This window comes from Clostridia bacterium, from assembly GCA_026414765.1.
In the GTDB taxonomy this organism is placed as follows: domain Bacteria; phylum Bacillota; class Clostridia; order Acetivibrionales; family DSM-27016; genus SKW86.
The window spans coordinates 58,746-74,176 of the sequence record JAOAIJ010000046.1 but is presented as its reverse complement, the minus strand read 5'-3'; the positions used below and the strand labels follow the sequence as shown (position 1 = coordinate 74,176).

Sequence of the window (15,431 nt, the reverse complement as noted above, 5' to 3'; positions counted from 1 at the left end):
GGAGTCTATTCTTTCGGACTGGTTATTCAGCCTCGTTTCAGTTATTCTTAATTTGTCGTCGATTGCCCTGTGCCTCTCGGCACATACCTTCTCAAGTACGTTTTCATTGTTGTCCGTCATATCATTGCTCCTTGTTTTTGGGTACTAAAAAAGAACCTTTAGGGGTTCTGTAGGGTTTTACAGTTTTGATTCTGCTTTTTAAAAACTATTATTTTACGCAGCTCAGAATTAATAACAAATCCATAATCTTGTGACATAATAATATTAAAGACCTCAGTTCCTACCCTACCTAATACTGCTGCATTAACTGAATTATCTCTTTGCAACCTCAGTTCCGTATATGTATCAATAAATTTTTGGAGGCTAAAATGAGTATAAGCCTCTATTGTAGTGTTAATGAAGGATTTAAATAATATTTCACAGGACACTATTTGCTGATTAAGCAATAAAATTGCATTGCATTCAACCTCGCTGATATCAATAAATATTCTATTTTCAGTGTCAAGGTTCAATATCTTGTTTTTAAGATTGGAAATTTGAATAGTCTCCATATGCTTTCTCCCTTTAGGCAAGTAATTGAATTCTGTCTATTGCCTTTTTAGTTATGCTCGAGTTACTCGTGCTTATAGCATAACTTACTATTAATGAATAATAATTATACTCTCTTAAAGAATCACTAAAACAAATATCCTGCTCAAGTAGTGAGTCCAGTAAAGCAACCATTTCATCCTTGTCCTTAACTGACCTAATTCGGATCAGGTTAGCAATATAGCTGCTATTAATGTGATTTATCGAAGTAATAGTTGCTATAAGTTTTTCATTATCTACAGTATCAATTTTTTCGTGCAAATTATCTATTGCAGAGTTTACAACTTCCTCTGTTCTGACTATCCCTTCAGGAATATCTGAATTATAGGAGTTAATCAAACTTATATCTTCAGTAATTGTATCATCACCCGTCTTGATTTTCTCACTTAGATTTAATAAAGCAACTAAAAAGTCTTTTTCATTTTTATTCATTCTTTATTCCTCCCTTATTATTTAACATTTTGTGTCATAAGTGCCTTTATATAGCTTACTGAATCGGATGCATCTTCTGAATATATAATACTACCAATATTTACAGAATAGGTTTTACTCGAGTCCATTAATTTGCAGTCATCAAAAACCTTTTGAATATGCTCCTTGTAAACTGCTACACCACTTGCGGGTTGGATTATGAAGGTATCATCTGGAACAGTCTTGTTTCTTCTTGCCAACTCAGTATGTATTGCATCTCTTAACTCAACAAAATCATTACTGCTAAAAAAACCCTTATCTATAATATTTTTGCCTAAGTTTGCAATTACTGATGAAGCATTAGTACTTAAACAAGCATTATTACAGTCACCGCTGCAAGTTCCTGTACAACTACCTGAGCAGGTGCCACTACATCCGGTACAGTTACTTGAACAAGCTCCTCCGCAACCACTGCATCCGGTACAACCCCCACAGCCTCCACAACTGCCACTGCATGTTCCACTACAAGTGCCAGAACAACCTACGCATCCACCAGAACAATTTCCATCACAAGTGCCACTGCATCCTGCCTGACAACTAATAGAGCATACATCTCCGCAACCTACACTACATCCATTCTGACAAGATGAACCGCAGCTAGTACTGCAACTACTTCCGCACCCTGAACATTCTCCTCGACAAGTACTGCTGCAACTGTCACAAAATCCTACGCAAGTACCCGTACAACCTCCTGAAGTACATGCCATTAAACTCACCCCCTTATTATAAATTCATTCAAATAATCCTCAGAAATGTTTAGGGAATAATTTTTACTAATTTTCAATTTCTTATATAATTTATTCCAATAATAATAGTTGGCCAGCACCCTTGCATGATGCATATCGCAAATAAAGGTCGCCCTGTGGTTTGCATCACCAAATCTATCATAATTATAGGCGGTACATAATGCACAACCAGACGCTATTTTGCAACTCCTGCATTTCTCGTCAGACTGAGTTATCATATCAACCTTTTGAAGTTTGCACAGTTCACAATTATGTTCTGGTGAATCTAATCCATCATAAATATTGCCTATACAGATTTCCTTCCTTCCGTCAGTTGAAAGGCTGTAATTCATAAACCTGATGCAGGGGTAGCATTTCCCATCAGTACCTATTGCAAGCATTTGGCCGTTTCCACCACACCAATTTCTAGTTTCGGTTAATACCGAACCTATGCTTTCATCAAAAAGTGATGTGAAGCATTGTCCATATAGATTATTATCTATCAGGTAATCTGCAATCCTTATCATTTCACTATATAAAACCCTGGCATCACTTATTGTCCAACCCTCTTCAAAGACACAATTAGTCCACGCACCTCGCACTCCCATATCCCACATGTGTTTTAGAGCATCGCCCAGATGCATTATGTTTTCCGGCGCCAATGTCAGTTTAGTTGCATAGTTTGGTCTTATTTCCATCCAGTGCCTAACAGCTTTTTCTACAATATTATAGCTTCCTTCGCCATTTGGAAACACCCTGCATGAATCGTGGAGCTTGCTGTCGCCGTCAATAGTAATACTGAGACTCAGCTTATCCCTATTCCTTTTGATAAATTTTTGAACCCTTTCATCAAAATATAAAACTCCATTTGTTGTAACATTAATCATATAATTAAATGCCCAGGGGTGTCCCAGTTCAAAAGCTCTATATTTAAAGTATTCGACGATATAATCAACCAAAGTGATCTCAAGGAGAGGTTCACCTCCTATGAATTCAAGAGTAACCGCAGGCGACCTTTTACTGTCATAATAACCAGATACCTGATCATCACTTAGTATAAAATCTACTGCGTCCTTTGCAGTTTGTCTGGTCATTTTCCTCTTGGTTTTTCGTTTCATATAGCAGTAAGTACAGTTCAGATTACAATCTTCCGTTACAACAAATGTTATATTTTTTACCCTTAAGTCAGGATTATCCTTTCCTGCCTCAAAATTTGGTTCAACCATCTTAGAAAACTCATCCTGCCACTGTGGGAAATCCTGTGTTGTTAGATATAGGCCATTTCTTGGCTTAACCTTATCACCTGCATGTAAACACTCTGTCATTTTATTCCCCCTAAAAAACCTTTATCCAGATTCTGTTTTCAACCAGTGTCTGATTAGTTCCCCATGTACAATACCCTGGCATTTCAGATACTACTCCCAAAATCCTGTCCGGGAAAAGCACCCTTTCCCACCATTTCATTCTGGATACAGTCCCGTCCTTCCCTGCACAGACAGCATCACCAATTTTAAATTCACAGCCATCCGTGTATGCCAAAACTCTTCCAGCTACAGCTACCGGCAATGAGTATTCTCCTTCAATTTCTTGTTCGCCTATAGCAAAACCAAAAGTGTCGGATACTATCATTCCGCCTTTCACACATCTTTTTTTAGCCTCCGCAACATACCCATTTCCACACTCTACCACAACCTTACCAGGCTTAATTTCACCCCTCGATTGTCTGAACTCAGCATAGTCGTTATAAACTGCTCCATAAACTTTTGTCGCATAAAAATAGCCGCTGTAATTCAATCTAGCAGTTCCTGTAGGCATTGTCCCGGATGTGTCAAAATAACTGTCTGTGTTTGCTGTTGCATGTTTTTGAAGCAGCATATTGCCTTGTATTCCGTCGACTGTATCTGCATCACCCGATATACTTGCAGGCAATCTACCACTGCTGTCAAGCTTTAGAATTTTGTTCGCTTGCGGAACAGCTACCACTTCTGTTTGTGCTACTGCTCCGATATCCGCCGGAGTTATCAAGTCACTTCCACCTATAGCATGAGTACTTTTATGGGCAGCGGGGGTTGCCATATCAGGTTTATCTGCCAAATCGTAATAACTAATCTTTTTTCCCTGCCCTGGCGTACCATCATGCCTATGACCTTCTGCAGCCCCTATTCCGAACTTATTGTCTATCTTGTCCATATTTTCATTTAAGACGTGGCGTCGAAAGTTTTCGTTCTGAGTAGGTTTTTCAAGATTTATATTTACGGTATATTCTGGCATTTTAGCCCTCCTTCCAAAATAAAAACCTCCTATTGAGGTTATTGTCAGTTTGTTTAAAAGTATATAGATTTAATTTTTACAGTAAATGTTTTGATAATCCTATTGCAATGTCATATGCTCCCTTGTCACCTGGGTGAATATCATCATGTGATGACCCCCATAACCCTAATGAATCTGGCAATTCCCACGTTCCTCCCCACTTTTTTGATACATCAAAGCAGGCAGCACTGAACTGATCTGCCAGCTGGTAATAAACAGACATGTAGTTTACCCATTCGTTTCCTGCAAAGGCCTTTTGCCTGTTGTTGACCTGAAACAGTACACTGGGCTGTGGTGTTTGTGTCCGTATGTTATTAACAATAGTTATCAGATTATTCTTCAGGGTATCTACTCCTGTCCCTGTCTTACAGTCATTGATTCCGACTTCTACTATTGCCAAACTTATTCCAAGGTTATTCCAACCTACAGATGATTGGGGCTTTGTCCATCCACTGGACAGGATACCAGGAATACCAACTCTGTGCACCATAATGCCTTTAGTATCCGTATAGGGTATTATCCCCTCTATGTCACCCCTATTTGATGCAGGAGCAGTCAAGACAATAGTATGTGAGCCATTGGAAAATCCTGAATAGCGCTGCCTGTTTCCGAATGTATCCGTTCCCGTGCAGTTTAAAGCAGTTTGCGCTACACCATCAACCGTTACACTTACATTGCCTCCCCCACCCCACTTGTGGTATACAATATCAAATGCATTGCAATTAACAGTAATCGCAAGTGTATTTGATGTACCTGTAGCAAATTTCATATGCCCGCCAAAGCCATAATCCGCTTTGCTCCAGGAGCCTACAGACACCCACCGGGGATCATCTACATCTATAAATCCTTCCCCGCATGCTCCGTATTGATTTTGCAAAATATGTCTCAACCTGCCTGCGATCGATTTGGTAACAGGATCAGATGTATTTGTTCCGTTAACAATACTATCACCTAAAAAAAGTATGTGAATAATCTTTGTATCGATTTCTCCTAAATCCGCACGGTATTTTCTTAATGCTTCTGCCATGTTGTACCCAAAATTACTGTCACTTTTTGCACTTTCTGTCAATTGCGTACTTAACTCACTCTTTGTAACCTTGTCTACTATAGCAGCATCTATCTTATCCATATTGCTATTTATTACTTGTCTGCGAAAATTTTCACTCCCTAGTGGTTTTTCCAAATTTATGGTTTGTGTATATTCTCCCATTCTATCCTCCCATATCCCCAATATGCCGAGTGAATTGTCCCATCAGGCACACAAAAAGCATTCTATGCTTTTCTATAGGGTTATTTTTTTGTTGCACCTGCCCTACGGCAGATATACATTACCTTTCCAGCTAAAGCCTTGTAGTCTGTTCCCACTTTTAAGGTTCATAAACTTCTATCTCATCCCAGATCATTGATTCCTGAACCTCTGGCGCAAGGACATCAAACTCATCCCACATCAGCTCAACATTCTCCTTCAAAAATGGTTTATATATTTCGAGTTGCCCCCATGTCATTGATTCCTGAACCACAGCACTTAATAAATCAAACTCACTCCAGGTCAGATAAGTAAATTTGAAAGCCAGCACAAGATGGGCGGGAATTACTTCATTCAACTGCTTTTTGAGTTCTTCCAATGCAGTAGGTATTCCACGTATTCCGACAAAAGTAATAGTTAATGTACTACCCTCAAAAGACAAATCAACTTCCCCGTTTGAATAAGCAATCCCTAAAGATTTTATGAGTTCGGAACCAACTGTCCCTACCCCTCTCACCTTACCTTTAATCTGAGATCTCCTCTCTTCGATACCTATAGCAGGACTTGCCTTTATAGCATACTCCTTATCCCAAAACTCCAACCCCCATGTTGCAGTATCTACATAAAACTGAGCCATCAAGTCGTCTATACTTTTCCGCAAAGAGTCTAGTTCCTGCCCCTCGACACTTAGAATACCCCTAAAAAAATCTGACGTATGATAATACAAAGGCACATATGAAAGCATCACATCATACCTGCTCATACAAGATTCACCATCCCCCTGACAGCTACCTGCTCCTGTGTTACAGTGATATTGGAATCATTGCCGTTTACGGTAAGTTCTGAGTAATCTGCCCCTCCAGCCTGCGAGATACACTCCATAAGTAAAGTACCTATCTTTGCATAGCTGACTGATACATCTGTAAAAGCAATTTCGGCCAAATATCCGTCTAACGCTTTTTCAAATGCAGTTTTTACAGCATCGGCACTTATACCGTTTATTGCTGCATCTATATTAATAGGCACCCCTACAGCCGACACTACTGTACATACCGCTCCCAAAGGCGCCTGCCCCTCACCGCAGCCTCTGGGTTCAGGATCAATATAACCCTGTACTTTTGCAATAAGCTCGGAAGATACAGGCTGCTTGTTTGAATCAATAATAACTACCTTTACAGTCCCTGGTCCGTTCCACAGCGGAAAAACCCTGGCTCCTCCAACCCCTGCTACTTCCTCGGCCCAATCACGGTAATGGTGCCTGTTTCCGGATGTAGCCGGAGTCTGTACCTTTCTGAAATACCTCTCACGCAGGGAATCATCCTGTTCTGCATCAGTACCTGCATTAATCAGCGAGGGATTCACCGCAGAAATAAAACCCGGAATAGCTATAGGCGAGATAAACCGTGTATTGGGCAAGACGTTTCCGAGATTGCCTGCAGTTTCGTTTTCAAACTCCACCTGAACCTTTCCCGTTTCTCCTACAGTCTTAGCTTCTACAGCAGTAAATCTTATATTCCCCTGCCAGGTAGCAAGTGTGTCTCCTTTGTTAATAGCCGAACCTACCGCAGCAGTTATCTCAATTATGCCTCTTCCTTTTGTTGCAGGCTTTCTGTATACCCCTCTCTCAGAGGTAATCCTGTCCAGATACTCCCCGTAAGAGGTCTCTGCAAATCCCAGCCTGAGCACGTTGTCTAGCTGCTGGTATGCAAGGGTAAGTTCAATTGCTGCAGGACTGACAGCATCATTGAAAAAATCTCCTTCGCTTATGTTTATTCCCTCAGGTGCTTTTGAAAGCATTCTCTGCTTTATTAACTCTTCTGTCTGGTTTTCGTACATCTATATACTCACCTCCATGCCTATTATTTTTCTATCGAAAGTAGTGACCTCAAATCCAATATTCAGATAACTCCCGTTTCTTTCAAACTCAAAATTTCCTATCCCGTCAATTCTGATGTCCTGCATCAATGCTTCCGCTATCTGCTCCTTTATTTCATTTACAAGCACTTCATAGGGAAAATCTCTGACAACAAGCTCTTCCAAAGTAATACCATAATCAAAGCTGTATATAGGAAATCTGAACCGCTCTGTCCGGATAGTCTTCTCAATCCAGTTTTTAAGGACTTGTACCCCTTCACCTATATAAACCTTTCTGTCAACTGTTTTAAACTCTCCTGCTTCGAAATCAAAAATTGGAGACCGGCCATATGATACGGACTTATTCACTTTTACAATGTCCTGATCCACATTTATGTCGTTTTGAGGAAAAATATCAGACATATTCCACCACCCTGTCTATCACTATATATTTCTGTCCCCCGGACACTGCTTGTACAAGCACTCGGTCACCCGGCTTCAGAACATCTTCAAATTTCAACTCAGCATATACCAGCTCCATATCGGCATTCATCATCTCAAAGCTGTCTAAAGAGTGTGCGTGCCCACCTGTCTGTGCAGTCTCTGCCAAAATAATGCCTCTTCCTTTTTTTAAGCTGTTTGAATCCCTTATTATGCCTTTTGATTTATCTCCTAAATCTCTGACAGTTCCCGGCCGGCTCTTCAGGCTTATTATCCGTGTAGATGTCAAAAGGCTTTCACAAATGATCAGGTCATCCCGTGTCAAATCAACTTTCATATGGTCAATTTTAACAGCAAGATCAGGATATGGTGAAGTCACCGTACCCAGTTCCAAGCCCTTATATTCACTTTTCAGCCTACAGGATGCTTCCTGTCTGATCAGGTTTATCAATTCCGCTGCACCCAAATTACCACCTTCCTTCTCTTCCTCTATCCTGGAGCCTCATAATTCATCACGGGTATATCGTCAGTCCTGGTCAACTTAAGCCTCATGGTATGCTTATTTCCTTCTATTGAGTGCTCATCCTGTACTACATAGAAAATTCCTGACAAACCTGTGGAACCTGTGGTACTTTCAGTTATCTGTAATGCTGACCCAGCTTCAACTTCATCCAATCCGATAGCTTCTATATCAGCTTCTATGGCTTCTCTGCCGAGCTCCTTCAACATATTGTCTGCGATTTGCATCACTGTAGACATATCTACATTGTCTCCCGACTCTTCTCTTACTTCCTGCATCACGCCATATAGCCTCTGCAGCTTCTGATTTATAAGGATGCCTGCCATTTCATTTTGGCAGTCTTCTCGAGTCAGCTTGCCCACAACCTTTATCTGGTTCTTCATATCCTCAATGGATGAGGATATATTGGCCCCAAGGAGATTTACCCCCTCCTTTAACACCCATGAAACAAGCTGCTTCCTCTTCTCATAAATATAAAGTTTTCCTTCCTTGAACAAAACTTTATATTTCACTCCATTCCGCTTAGTAGTTTCAGTCAGAGCAGTAACAATCATATCCCATAAGGTCATATCCCTGAAAATAAGTTTGGGAAATATTAATTTTGTATCTTCAATATGTCCTGTCTCTATTCCGAAATCTCTGCAGATTTTCTCTGCTATCTGGCTTGCCTTCAGCTGTTCAAACCTATTTGTGTCCTTGTTTTTTACAAGATAAATGCCGTGAGTATAGGATGTAAGCTTCAAAGTATCCTTATCATTTCTATCCTGTTTGAAAACAACAGTTCTCATGATTTCCTTGCCTTCTGAAAAGAGTATAAGCATACCTCCGTTTCTGAAACGAAGTTTGGGTACAAAAAAATCAGTACCCTGAAGCACTGATATTTCCATTTTCCTTGCGGCAGTTCCCGTCTCACCGCTGTACTGTATACCCGTCACAAAATCGGTTATGTCTTTTGTTACCCCATCTGCAGAGTAAAAGACCTTATAACTCATAATACCAACACCTGCCCTGGTTTTATAAGATTGGGGTCAGGCCCTATCACATTCCTGTTTTTTTCATAAAGCTCTTTGTATTTTCTCCCATCGCCATATTTGAGTTTTGCTATTGCATACAGTGAATCTCCTTTTTTTACCGTATAAGTAGCAGAGTTTTGTCTTTCGACAGGCCTCCTGTTTCCATTATTGTCCGGCTGTATTATTTTCGGTTGTATAAACCTGTATTCCTTCAATACCAGATCATAATACACATCCCCGGGCTGCCCGCCCTTCTCCCTGTAACTGAATTCTTCAATCATACAAGGCATATTAACAGACATTCCGGTAATTGTTATACGGATTGGTCTTTTACTGTCACGCCATCTTTCTATTTTTTCGACAGCAGCATAAGGTCTGCTCATTTCATTTTCCCCGCATTGGAGATATGAGGAATAATACTTGGGGAAAAATGAAGAAACTGTAATGGTCTTGAGCTTCCTGTTCCCAATCACGCCTATTTCACCAAGGCTGATGACTTCCAAAGTATTGTTGTTCAAGCCTGTTTTTATTTCAAGTTGGTCCGGAACTACCGGAAGTATCAGTGTCTCTGCATAATTGTTGTATGAGAGGATTACATTTATTTTTTCATTTCTTTTTTTTATATCTTCCAAAATATGCTGAATCATCCTTGATTGAATCATGCCTGTAATCATCTGCTATACGCCACCTCCCCCATAGTTCCGGCTGTCTCCTTAATTTTAATGACCAGCTCGTTTATTATTTCATTAGTGGATTTGTTCACTCCATTTATAGTGATATTGAAGGTATTCCCGCCTTTTGGAATTGAATTATTATAAGAGTTGCCTGTATTTTTATAGTTTTTATTCTCTGACGCAGTCAGCACCCTTTCTCCCTGGTGTAACTCAGCTATAAAACCATCATAAGGAACATATGCAAGGCCATTTCTATAGCTCCCATTACTACCAGCTCCTCCAAACGACCCACCTCCACCTTTACTGGATGCTCCTCCGCTAACACCAAAAAGCTTTTTTAGCCAGCTAGGCATAAGGCTCAAAACTGGATCAACAACATGCTTTTTAAACCAACTTCCTATATTGCTGAATATGGAAACAACAAAGTCCCAAAACCTCCCAACAGCCTCTTTTACCTTATCCCAGTGTTTTACAAGAAGTACTATAGCAGCAATTAACCCTATAACACCAACGACAATCCATGTAATGGGATTGGCAAGTAATGCGGAATTAAGAACCCATTGTGCTGCTGATGCACCTAACGCAGCAAGTCTTAATAGGCCATATCCCACATTCACCTTGGAAATAGATTTGCTTAAAGCTCCGAACAACTTCAAAGTGTTATTTCCTGATTTGCTTATTCCATTGAAAATTGTAGAGGCCACATTTCCTATTACTTTAAGCCCAGAGGATAACCCGGCTTTTATACTGCTTCCAAGCATACTACCTGCTTTACCTCCAATTTTAGGTATCTGCTTTGAAGTTCCGGCATCGGAAGGATTAACTTTACCCGATCTGCCTGAAGTTATTTTATCGGCAAGTTTATCAAAGAATCTGCCTAGCTTTTCAGGAAATATTCTATCTGCAACCTTTTCAAATACTTTTCCTAATGTGTCCTTTAGAAGTTTATCGAGTATTTTGCTTATAGTATTGTCTATTAATTTATCCAATAATTTATCCAATAATTTTTCAAAAAACTTTTCCCATAGCTTCTTTAAAAAACTATCCTTACTCTTTTCTTGTTCTTTAATCGCATAAGTGATGCTTATATTATTTGTAACACTTCCTACTCCTCTATCTATAGTATTTATCTTATCTGATGCTGAATAAATTCCATAAACTGCATTTTTTCCCTTTTGCGAATAGTTGCTTCCATTGGCTATCCATGGCCGTAGTTTACTCAAAATTTCCTTTAAGACATCCAATATTCTTGATAATAATTCAAGTGCAATTTTAAAACAAAATTGTACTATATTTATTATTTTTTTATGAAAACTACTTTGTTCCTCATACATATTTTGTGCAATCCGTAAGTTTGTCCTGAATCCACGTTCATCAATAAATTTCATAAAATCCGTATATCTTCCAATAAAGCTTTGGTTTTTCTGAATGCTCTTCAAAGTACTTTCTATATTACGACTAATAGCTGTTGCATCCTCCATACATCTCACCACCCTCCTTTTCTTCTTTAATCATAACTGGTTTAGCAATGCATAAGGGCACGTCATTCCACTTTGTGAAATCTCCCTAAGAGCCTTTTCCTTCTGTTCATCTTCAAAATGGATAAAAGCCTCAAGGACAATCCTCTCACCAGCCGGAAGATTCCTTGTAACACCAGGCAGCACGCCCTTCTGCCAGTTGCGGAAGCAGAGATAAGTCAACCTATCCCTGCTTATGAGTTTTTTACTTCTTCAACCTTGTTTTTCCCATAGCCGCTGATTTCCTGTATCTCATCATACACAGCAGTGATTTCTCCTATAAGAAACAATTTTTTGAGCAGCTCCATGTAATTAGGCGCACCAAATTTCTTTTGCAATTCCTTGTTTTTAGTATCAGGATCAATGATACATTTTGCTGCGGTCATATATTTCATCTTTGAAGAGTCTACATCTACTCCATCCTTAGTGATGGTCATGCAGTCCCGCTGTATCTCTTCCTCCTCGTCAGGCCTGATGGCACGGAACCTTATAATGAAAGGCTGCTTATAAAGCCCGCTAAGCCTCTTTATTTCCAATTCCTTTTCCGGCAGCCTGAACTCGCTTATGTCATTTGCCAAAAGCATTTCTGTAATATTCATGTGTTTATTCCTCCTGTAAAAGTTATAAAATTGCAGAAAAGTTATAATCCTTCCCCATCTGAATGTGTTCTGTAAATATCAAGGGATCGGCTTTGCCGGCCAATCCCCCATTTTTCTTACCCTTCTATGCTGTCCATATACTCAAAATCCGAGAAGGTAAACGGAATATCTGTTGATCCTGCTTTTGCAGCCTCCCAATCAGCCAGCGTAAGGTCATCGAAGGATACATTTTTCAACAATATCCTTTCTGCCCCAAAACTGTCAGGGTCAGCAAGCTTGCTTATGATTTGGAAACGGGTATCCTGTCCTTTTCTCAAGCCTTCAGCCAGAAGCCTTCCCATTCTGGAAGACACCTTCCTGATTTTAAGAGTTCCTTTTCCGTTGAACCCTACCATCTTTGATTCTGTGCCTGCTCTTCCGCAAATACTTATTTCTTCTTTCTTTTTTTCTACTTTTGCCTGGAGTGCATATGCTTCCATCACTTCGGAATCATTTAGCCAGACCTGCCCGTAAGTACCGTTTATTACCCTTTTGGTTTCAATAGCCATTTATATCACGCTCCTTATATTATAGTAGTAAGTTTGAAGTCTTCAATAGCATCAAGGATCTTGATATTACTCTGCAGGAAAACCTTGTCATGAGTATTGGCTTCCTTGATCTGCTGCTCGGTCATAGCCGAAGTATCCGTACCTATGCTCATAAGGTAGTTTTTCTGTGCTGCCACGTCTATACCTGTGTTGTTCTTAAATGAAGGATCAAGCAGCCCGTCGTTTTCCAACCCTTCATCATAACCTTTGATTGCAGTTACGAGTAAAAGCTTGTTATCGTAACTATTTGGGTATTTACCTATATATGAATCCTCAACAGTTTTCTTAATATCATCATGCCTTAAATCCATAATGTCAATCATCTTTATTTTTTTAAAGTCCTCTCCCTTATCAGCAGTAGTAGAAACAAGGCTGTTTACAGCCCTTGCAACCTTCACCTTTTCACCATCATGGTAAAGCACAAACTTTCCGGCTGCTATTGCTTCGTCGTACTGGGTTTTGGTCAGCCTTGGCACGTTTGTCACTTCTGGCAAAGGCCAAAAGGTTGCTGATAAATTCAAAGGTGTCCCTGCCAGCAATCCCGCTATCCTGGCTGTAAATTGCGAAGTTGTATACTTTTTCCCTCCTACTTCGACATCTGTGGTGGAAAAGTTGATTACTCCTTCATGATCTGCAGCAGTATCCGGCAAAACAGCTTTTACCTTGATATCCTTGTTGTCTCTCAGGCCTTTTACCCAGGACGCAACCACAGATGCATCGGCACTGGTGATTCCCGGTACGGCAAGATAGTCAAATTTCCTTGTCTCAAGGGTATTTAGCGCTTCAGTATAATTCGTTGAATTTGTGGGGATAGACACAGTTATGATTTTCTTTGGCGCCTTGGCCCCCCCGGTTAATGCTATCTGGACATAATCTTTATTCGTTTCGGAGAATGACTGTGGAATTTCAGTCACATCATTTACCTCTGCAACCGATATTCCAGATGCTACTGAATCATCCTTCAGTACTATAGCTACTACACCCCTGCTCCCTCTTGTAATAGCAGAAGCGGCCTTATTCTTAAAAGTTATTAATACTTGTGGTAATCCTAAAGACATAATTTATACCTCCTGATTATTTTATATTTACCTCTCCAATTAATTCGTTTGCTTCCTCATTGCAAGGTCTGTCATCACTATAGACAAACTTTACAATAAGGTATATAGTGTTATTCTGTTTGCCTCCCCTAATCAAAGCAACCTTGAGAGTGCGGTCGTCAACTACAAAATATCCTTTTCTGAATATATTTTTCATTCCACTATAGACACTTATGGGTGATAACCCGTCACCCGGCTGTTCTTGAGCCGGAGAATAATAGACAATACCTATAGATGTGATTTCATTGGTCTGAAAGCGGTTATTATCTTCAGACCTGTCAGTGTCCAGATATATGTTAAATGACGGCCCACTGATATTCTCAGGTATGCTGTGCAAATAAAAACTAAAAGCAGGATATTTCTGGCTTAATACTTGCACTATGTTCTCAATAATTCTTTCCACATTAATCATTGTGTACCTCCGTCATGATGGACTAAAGCCCTTTTTGCAGATAATCTCACCTTCTGCAGGCACTATATGCTCCTGCATCCTCCTGTTCCATATCCTGCAAAGTTCTTCTGCTCTATTAAGTGAAGTTTCTTCATCCTGTGATATCACAAATCCTTTTAGCTCCAACGGTAATTTGTTTTCAGACAAAAAGCCCATTATCTTAATCTCAAGTTCCTTATTTTTTATGGCCCTTTCTTTTTCTTCAAGAACTGCCCTGTATTTCTCCAATACTTCCTTTACTTTGTTTTCGGCAGTCAGATTTGCAAGTCTTTCCGCTTCATTCCTCTCTGCAGCAAGTTTTCCCAAAAACTTATGCCGCCACTTCATTCCCGCTGTTTTCAGTGCCTGGGTTACTCTCCGGTCACCTTCAATCTGAATTACTGCTTTCAATTCCTCCATTGTTTTTGGAAGTTCATTCATATTCTTTTGCAGCAGTTTCTGTCCATGCCCCTCTGCATTCCTTTTACCGGCCTGAAGAGTTGCACGCTTAATCTCTGACATAAGGATACCCCCTGACTTTTTTGCATAATAAAACTCCTGCGTTTTTTCGCAGGAGCTTTATCAAAATTTAAATTATCACATTTTCAAGTCTAACAAAAATATGTCCATTTGTCGTCCTGAATTTGTCCTTTTTTTGTCCACTTTATTTCCACTCTTCAAGACTAAAAATATCTGTTTCTGACTTACACCGCTGCCTGACTGCCGAAAATGACTCTGGCCATATATTTCAGCGCTTCCTTACAAAGCACATAGCACCTACTGCGGCCTATATGTATGGAATCAGCAACATCTTCCATTCTTACATTATTAATATAGTAGCTTTCTATAATTATTTTATATTTAGCATTTATTCTATTAAGGACTTCTATACTTTCTTCAATAATAGAAGTATTGAATCTTAATTTCTTTAATTCTTTTTCCATTTCTTTATTAGCATCCCTGTATTCAGTTTCACATTTCCTGCGGTATTCACAAGCTGTAGACTCAACTTTATTAAGTTTTGCAACCTCTATACCGTTTTCCATGACAAACATGGGTGATGCCCCAGAGTATCCATGTTCGTACATTCTATATTCAATATAATCTTCATGTGATTCCGGGGTCAATCTTTTAAGCTGATTTTCAAGAAAAATAATTCTTTCCTTGTTAAGTTTATAACCCCTCAACAGCACTTCCGTCTCTCTCATTTTACTCAAATAACTCCCTCCATTTCCAAGTTCCATGCTCTACCTCGATACTAACAGCAAAAAAGTAACCATACATAATAATCCATGATGTGTTAGTAAAAAGCTCATACTGATTCCAACCAATCTTTCTGTAACCTGCCTTTTTACCTGT

At 39.6% G+C, this 15,431-nt stretch carries 20 protein-coding genes; all 20 read right to left on the bottom strand.

What is annotated here, in order from left to right:
• Window positions 1–158 precede the first annotated feature (158 nt).
• Window positions 159–551: a hypothetical protein gene (locus tag N3I35_18295; protein ID MCX8132034.1), complete on the bottom strand. Its 393-nt coding sequence runs from the start codon at window positions 549–551 to the stop codon at window positions 159–161.
• Window positions 552–564: 13 nt separating this feature from the next.
• A complete protein-coding gene (locus N3I35_18290; protein ID MCX8132033.1) occupies window positions 565–1,020 on the bottom strand; it encodes a hypothetical protein in 456 nt (151 codons plus the stop codon).
• Between the two features lie 17 nt (window positions 1,021–1,037).
• On the bottom strand, window positions 1,038–1,766 hold the full coding sequence (locus N3I35_18285; protein ID MCX8132032.1) for a hypothetical protein: 729 nt from the start codon (window positions 1,764–1,766) through the stop codon (window positions 1,038–1,040).
• Window positions 1,767–1,771: 5 nt separating this feature from the next.
• Window positions 1,772–3,109 (bottom strand): radical SAM peptide maturase, CXXX-repeat target family, encoded by a 1,338-nt coding sequence (locus N3I35_18280; protein MCX8132031.1) that lies wholly within the window; start codon window positions 3,107–3,109, stop codon window positions 1,772–1,774.
• A 10-nt stretch (window positions 3,110–3,119) separates the two neighbouring features.
• Entirely contained in the window at window positions 3,120–4,055 is a 936-nt protein-coding gene (locus N3I35_18275) for a hypothetical protein (GenBank protein ID MCX8132030.1), read from the bottom strand.
• A gap of 76 nt (window positions 4,056–4,131) precedes the next feature.
• On the bottom strand, window positions 4,132–5,304 hold the full coding sequence (locus N3I35_18270) for an SGNH/GDSL hydrolase family protein (GenBank protein MCX8132029.1): 1,173 nt from the start codon (window positions 5,302–5,304) through the stop codon (window positions 4,132–4,134).
• 157 nt (window positions 5,305–5,461) lie between these two features.
• The gene (locus tag N3I35_18265; GenBank protein ID MCX8132028.1) at window positions 5,462–6,103 is read right to left on the bottom strand and encodes a YmfQ family protein; all 642 of its coding nucleotides are present in this window, start codon (window positions 6,101–6,103) and stop codon (window positions 5,462–5,464) included.
• Complete coding sequence (locus N3I35_18260; GenBank protein ID MCX8132027.1) at window positions 6,100–7,176, bottom strand: baseplate J/gp47 family protein; 1,077 nt, start codon at window positions 7,174–7,176, stop codon at window positions 6,100–6,102. Before N3I35_18260 ends, N3I35_18265 begins: the two co-directional genes overlap by 4 nt.
• The gene (locus N3I35_18255) at window positions 7,177–7,617 is read right to left on the bottom strand and encodes a DUF2634 domain-containing protein (GenBank protein MCX8132026.1); all 441 of its coding nucleotides are present in this window, start codon (window positions 7,615–7,617) and stop codon (window positions 7,177–7,179) included.
• The gene (locus tag N3I35_18250; protein ID MCX8132025.1) at window positions 7,610–8,101 is read right to left on the bottom strand and encodes a DUF2577 domain-containing protein; all 492 of its coding nucleotides are present in this window, start codon (window positions 8,099–8,101) and stop codon (window positions 7,610–7,612) included. Before N3I35_18250 ends, N3I35_18255 begins: the two co-directional genes overlap by 8 nt.
• A 23-nt stretch (window positions 8,102–8,124) precedes the next feature.
• On the bottom strand, window positions 8,125–9,147 hold the full coding sequence (locus N3I35_18245) for a hypothetical protein (GenBank protein ID MCX8132024.1): 1,023 nt from the start codon (window positions 9,145–9,147) through the stop codon (window positions 8,125–8,127).
• Window positions 9,144–9,842 carry a LysM peptidoglycan-binding domain-containing protein gene (locus tag N3I35_18240; GenBank protein ID MCX8132023.1) on the bottom strand — a complete coding sequence of 233 codons (699 nt, stop codon included), beginning with the start codon at window positions 9,840–9,842 and terminating at the stop codon, window positions 9,144–9,146. The genes N3I35_18245 and N3I35_18240 overlap by 4 nt, the downstream gene beginning before the upstream one ends.
• Window positions 9,839–11,323 carry a hypothetical protein gene (locus tag N3I35_18235; protein ID MCX8132022.1) on the bottom strand — a complete coding sequence of 495 codons (1,485 nt, stop codon included), beginning with the start codon at window positions 11,321–11,323 and terminating at the stop codon, window positions 9,839–9,841. The genes N3I35_18240 and N3I35_18235 overlap by 4 nt, the downstream gene beginning before the upstream one ends.
• A 30-nt stretch (window positions 11,324–11,353) precedes the next feature.
• Entirely contained in the window at window positions 11,354–11,542 is a 189-nt protein-coding gene (locus N3I35_18230; protein ID MCX8132021.1) for a hypothetical protein, read from the bottom strand.
• An 11-nt stretch (window positions 11,543–11,553) separates the two neighbouring features.
• Window positions 11,554–11,958 (bottom strand): hypothetical protein, encoded by a 405-nt coding sequence (locus tag N3I35_18225; protein ID MCX8132020.1) that lies wholly within the window; start codon window positions 11,956–11,958, stop codon window positions 11,554–11,556.
• A gap of 116 nt (window positions 11,959–12,074) precedes the next feature.
• Complete coding sequence (locus N3I35_18220; GenBank protein ID MCX8132019.1) at window positions 12,075–12,506, bottom strand: phage tail tube protein; 432 nt, start codon at window positions 12,504–12,506, stop codon at window positions 12,075–12,077.
• A 14-nt stretch (window positions 12,507–12,520) separates the two neighbouring features.
• Complete coding sequence (locus N3I35_18215) at window positions 12,521–13,603, bottom strand: phage tail sheath subtilisin-like domain-containing protein (protein MCX8132018.1); 1,083 nt, start codon at window positions 13,601–13,603, stop codon at window positions 12,521–12,523.
• Between the two features lie 16 nt (window positions 13,604–13,619).
• The gene (locus N3I35_18210; GenBank protein ID MCX8132017.1) at window positions 13,620–14,054 is read right to left on the bottom strand and encodes a hypothetical protein; all 435 of its coding nucleotides are present in this window, start codon (window positions 14,052–14,054) and stop codon (window positions 13,620–13,622) included.
• A gap of 12 nt (window positions 14,055–14,066) precedes the next feature.
• Entirely contained in the window at window positions 14,067–14,594 is a 528-nt protein-coding gene (locus N3I35_18205) for a DUF4355 domain-containing protein (GenBank protein MCX8132016.1), read from the bottom strand.
• 182 nt (window positions 14,595–14,776) lie between these two features.
• Window positions 14,777–15,289 carry a hypothetical protein gene (locus N3I35_18200; GenBank protein MCX8132015.1) on the bottom strand — a complete coding sequence of 171 codons (513 nt, stop codon included), beginning with the start codon at window positions 15,287–15,289 and terminating at the stop codon, window positions 14,777–14,779.
• Window positions 15,290–15,431 lie beyond the last annotated feature (142 nt).

What these genes read in the sequence shown, in the direction of transcription:
- N3I35_18285 (MCX8132032.1), bottom strand. Translation starts at nt 1,766, where the DNA reads ATGGCATGTACTTCAGGAGGTTGTACGGGTACTTGCGTAGGATTTTGT.
- N3I35_18210 (MCX8132017.1), bottom strand. Translation starts at nt 14,054, where the DNA reads ATGATTAATGTGGAAAGAATTATTGAGAACATAGTGCAAGTATTAAGC.
- N3I35_18270 (MCX8132029.1), bottom strand. Translation starts at nt 5,304, where the DNA reads ATGGGAGAATATACACAAACCATAAATTTGGAAAAACCACTAGGGAGT.
- N3I35_18260 (MCX8132027.1), bottom strand. Translation starts at nt 7,176, where the DNA reads ATGTACGAAAACCAGACAGAAGAGTTAATAAAGCAGAGAATGCTTTCA.
- N3I35_18275 (MCX8132030.1), bottom strand. Translation starts at nt 4,055, where the DNA reads ATGCCAGAATATACCGTAAATATAAATCTTGAAAAACCTACTCAGAAC.
- N3I35_18255 (MCX8132026.1), bottom strand. Translation starts at nt 7,617, where the DNA reads ATGTCTGATATTTTTCCTCAAAACGACATAAATGTGGATCAGGACATT.
- N3I35_18265 (MCX8132028.1), bottom strand. Translation starts at nt 6,103, where the DNA reads ATGAGCAGGTATGATGTGATGCTTTCATATGTGCCTTTGTATTATCAT.
- N3I35_18235 (MCX8132022.1), bottom strand. Translation starts at nt 11,323, where the DNA reads ATGGAGGATGCAACAGCTATTAGTCGTAATATAGAAAGTACTTTGAAG.
- N3I35_18290 (MCX8132033.1), bottom strand. Translation starts at nt 1,020, where the DNA reads ATGAATAAAAATGAAAAAGACTTTTTAGTTGCTTTATTAAATCTAAGT.
- N3I35_18220 (MCX8132019.1), bottom strand. Translation starts at nt 12,506, where the DNA reads ATGGCTATTGAAACCAAAAGGGTAATAAACGGTACTTACGGGCAGGTC.
- N3I35_18280 (MCX8132031.1), bottom strand. Translation starts at nt 3,109, where the DNA reads ATGACAGAGTGTTTACATGCAGGTGATAAGGTTAAGCCAAGAAATGGC.
- N3I35_18295 (MCX8132034.1), bottom strand. Translation starts at nt 551, where the DNA reads ATGGAGACTATTCAAATTTCCAATCTTAAAAACAAGATATTGAACCTT.
- N3I35_18225 (MCX8132020.1), bottom strand. Translation starts at nt 11,958, where the DNA reads ATGAATATTACAGAAATGCTTTTGGCAAATGACATAAGCGAGTTCAGG.
- N3I35_18245 (MCX8132024.1), bottom strand. Translation starts at nt 9,147, where the DNA reads ATGAGTTATAAGGTCTTTTACTCTGCAGATGGGGTAACAAAAGACATA.
- N3I35_18215 (MCX8132018.1), bottom strand. Translation starts at nt 13,603, where the DNA reads ATGTCTTTAGGATTACCACAAGTATTAATAACTTTTAAGAATAAGGCC.
- N3I35_18205 (MCX8132016.1), bottom strand. Translation starts at nt 14,594, where the DNA reads ATGTCAGAGATTAAGCGTGCAACTCTTCAGGCCGGTAAAAGGAATGCA.
- N3I35_18240 (MCX8132023.1), bottom strand. Translation starts at nt 9,842, where the DNA reads ATGATTACAGGCATGATTCAATCAAGGATGATTCAGCATATTTTGGAA.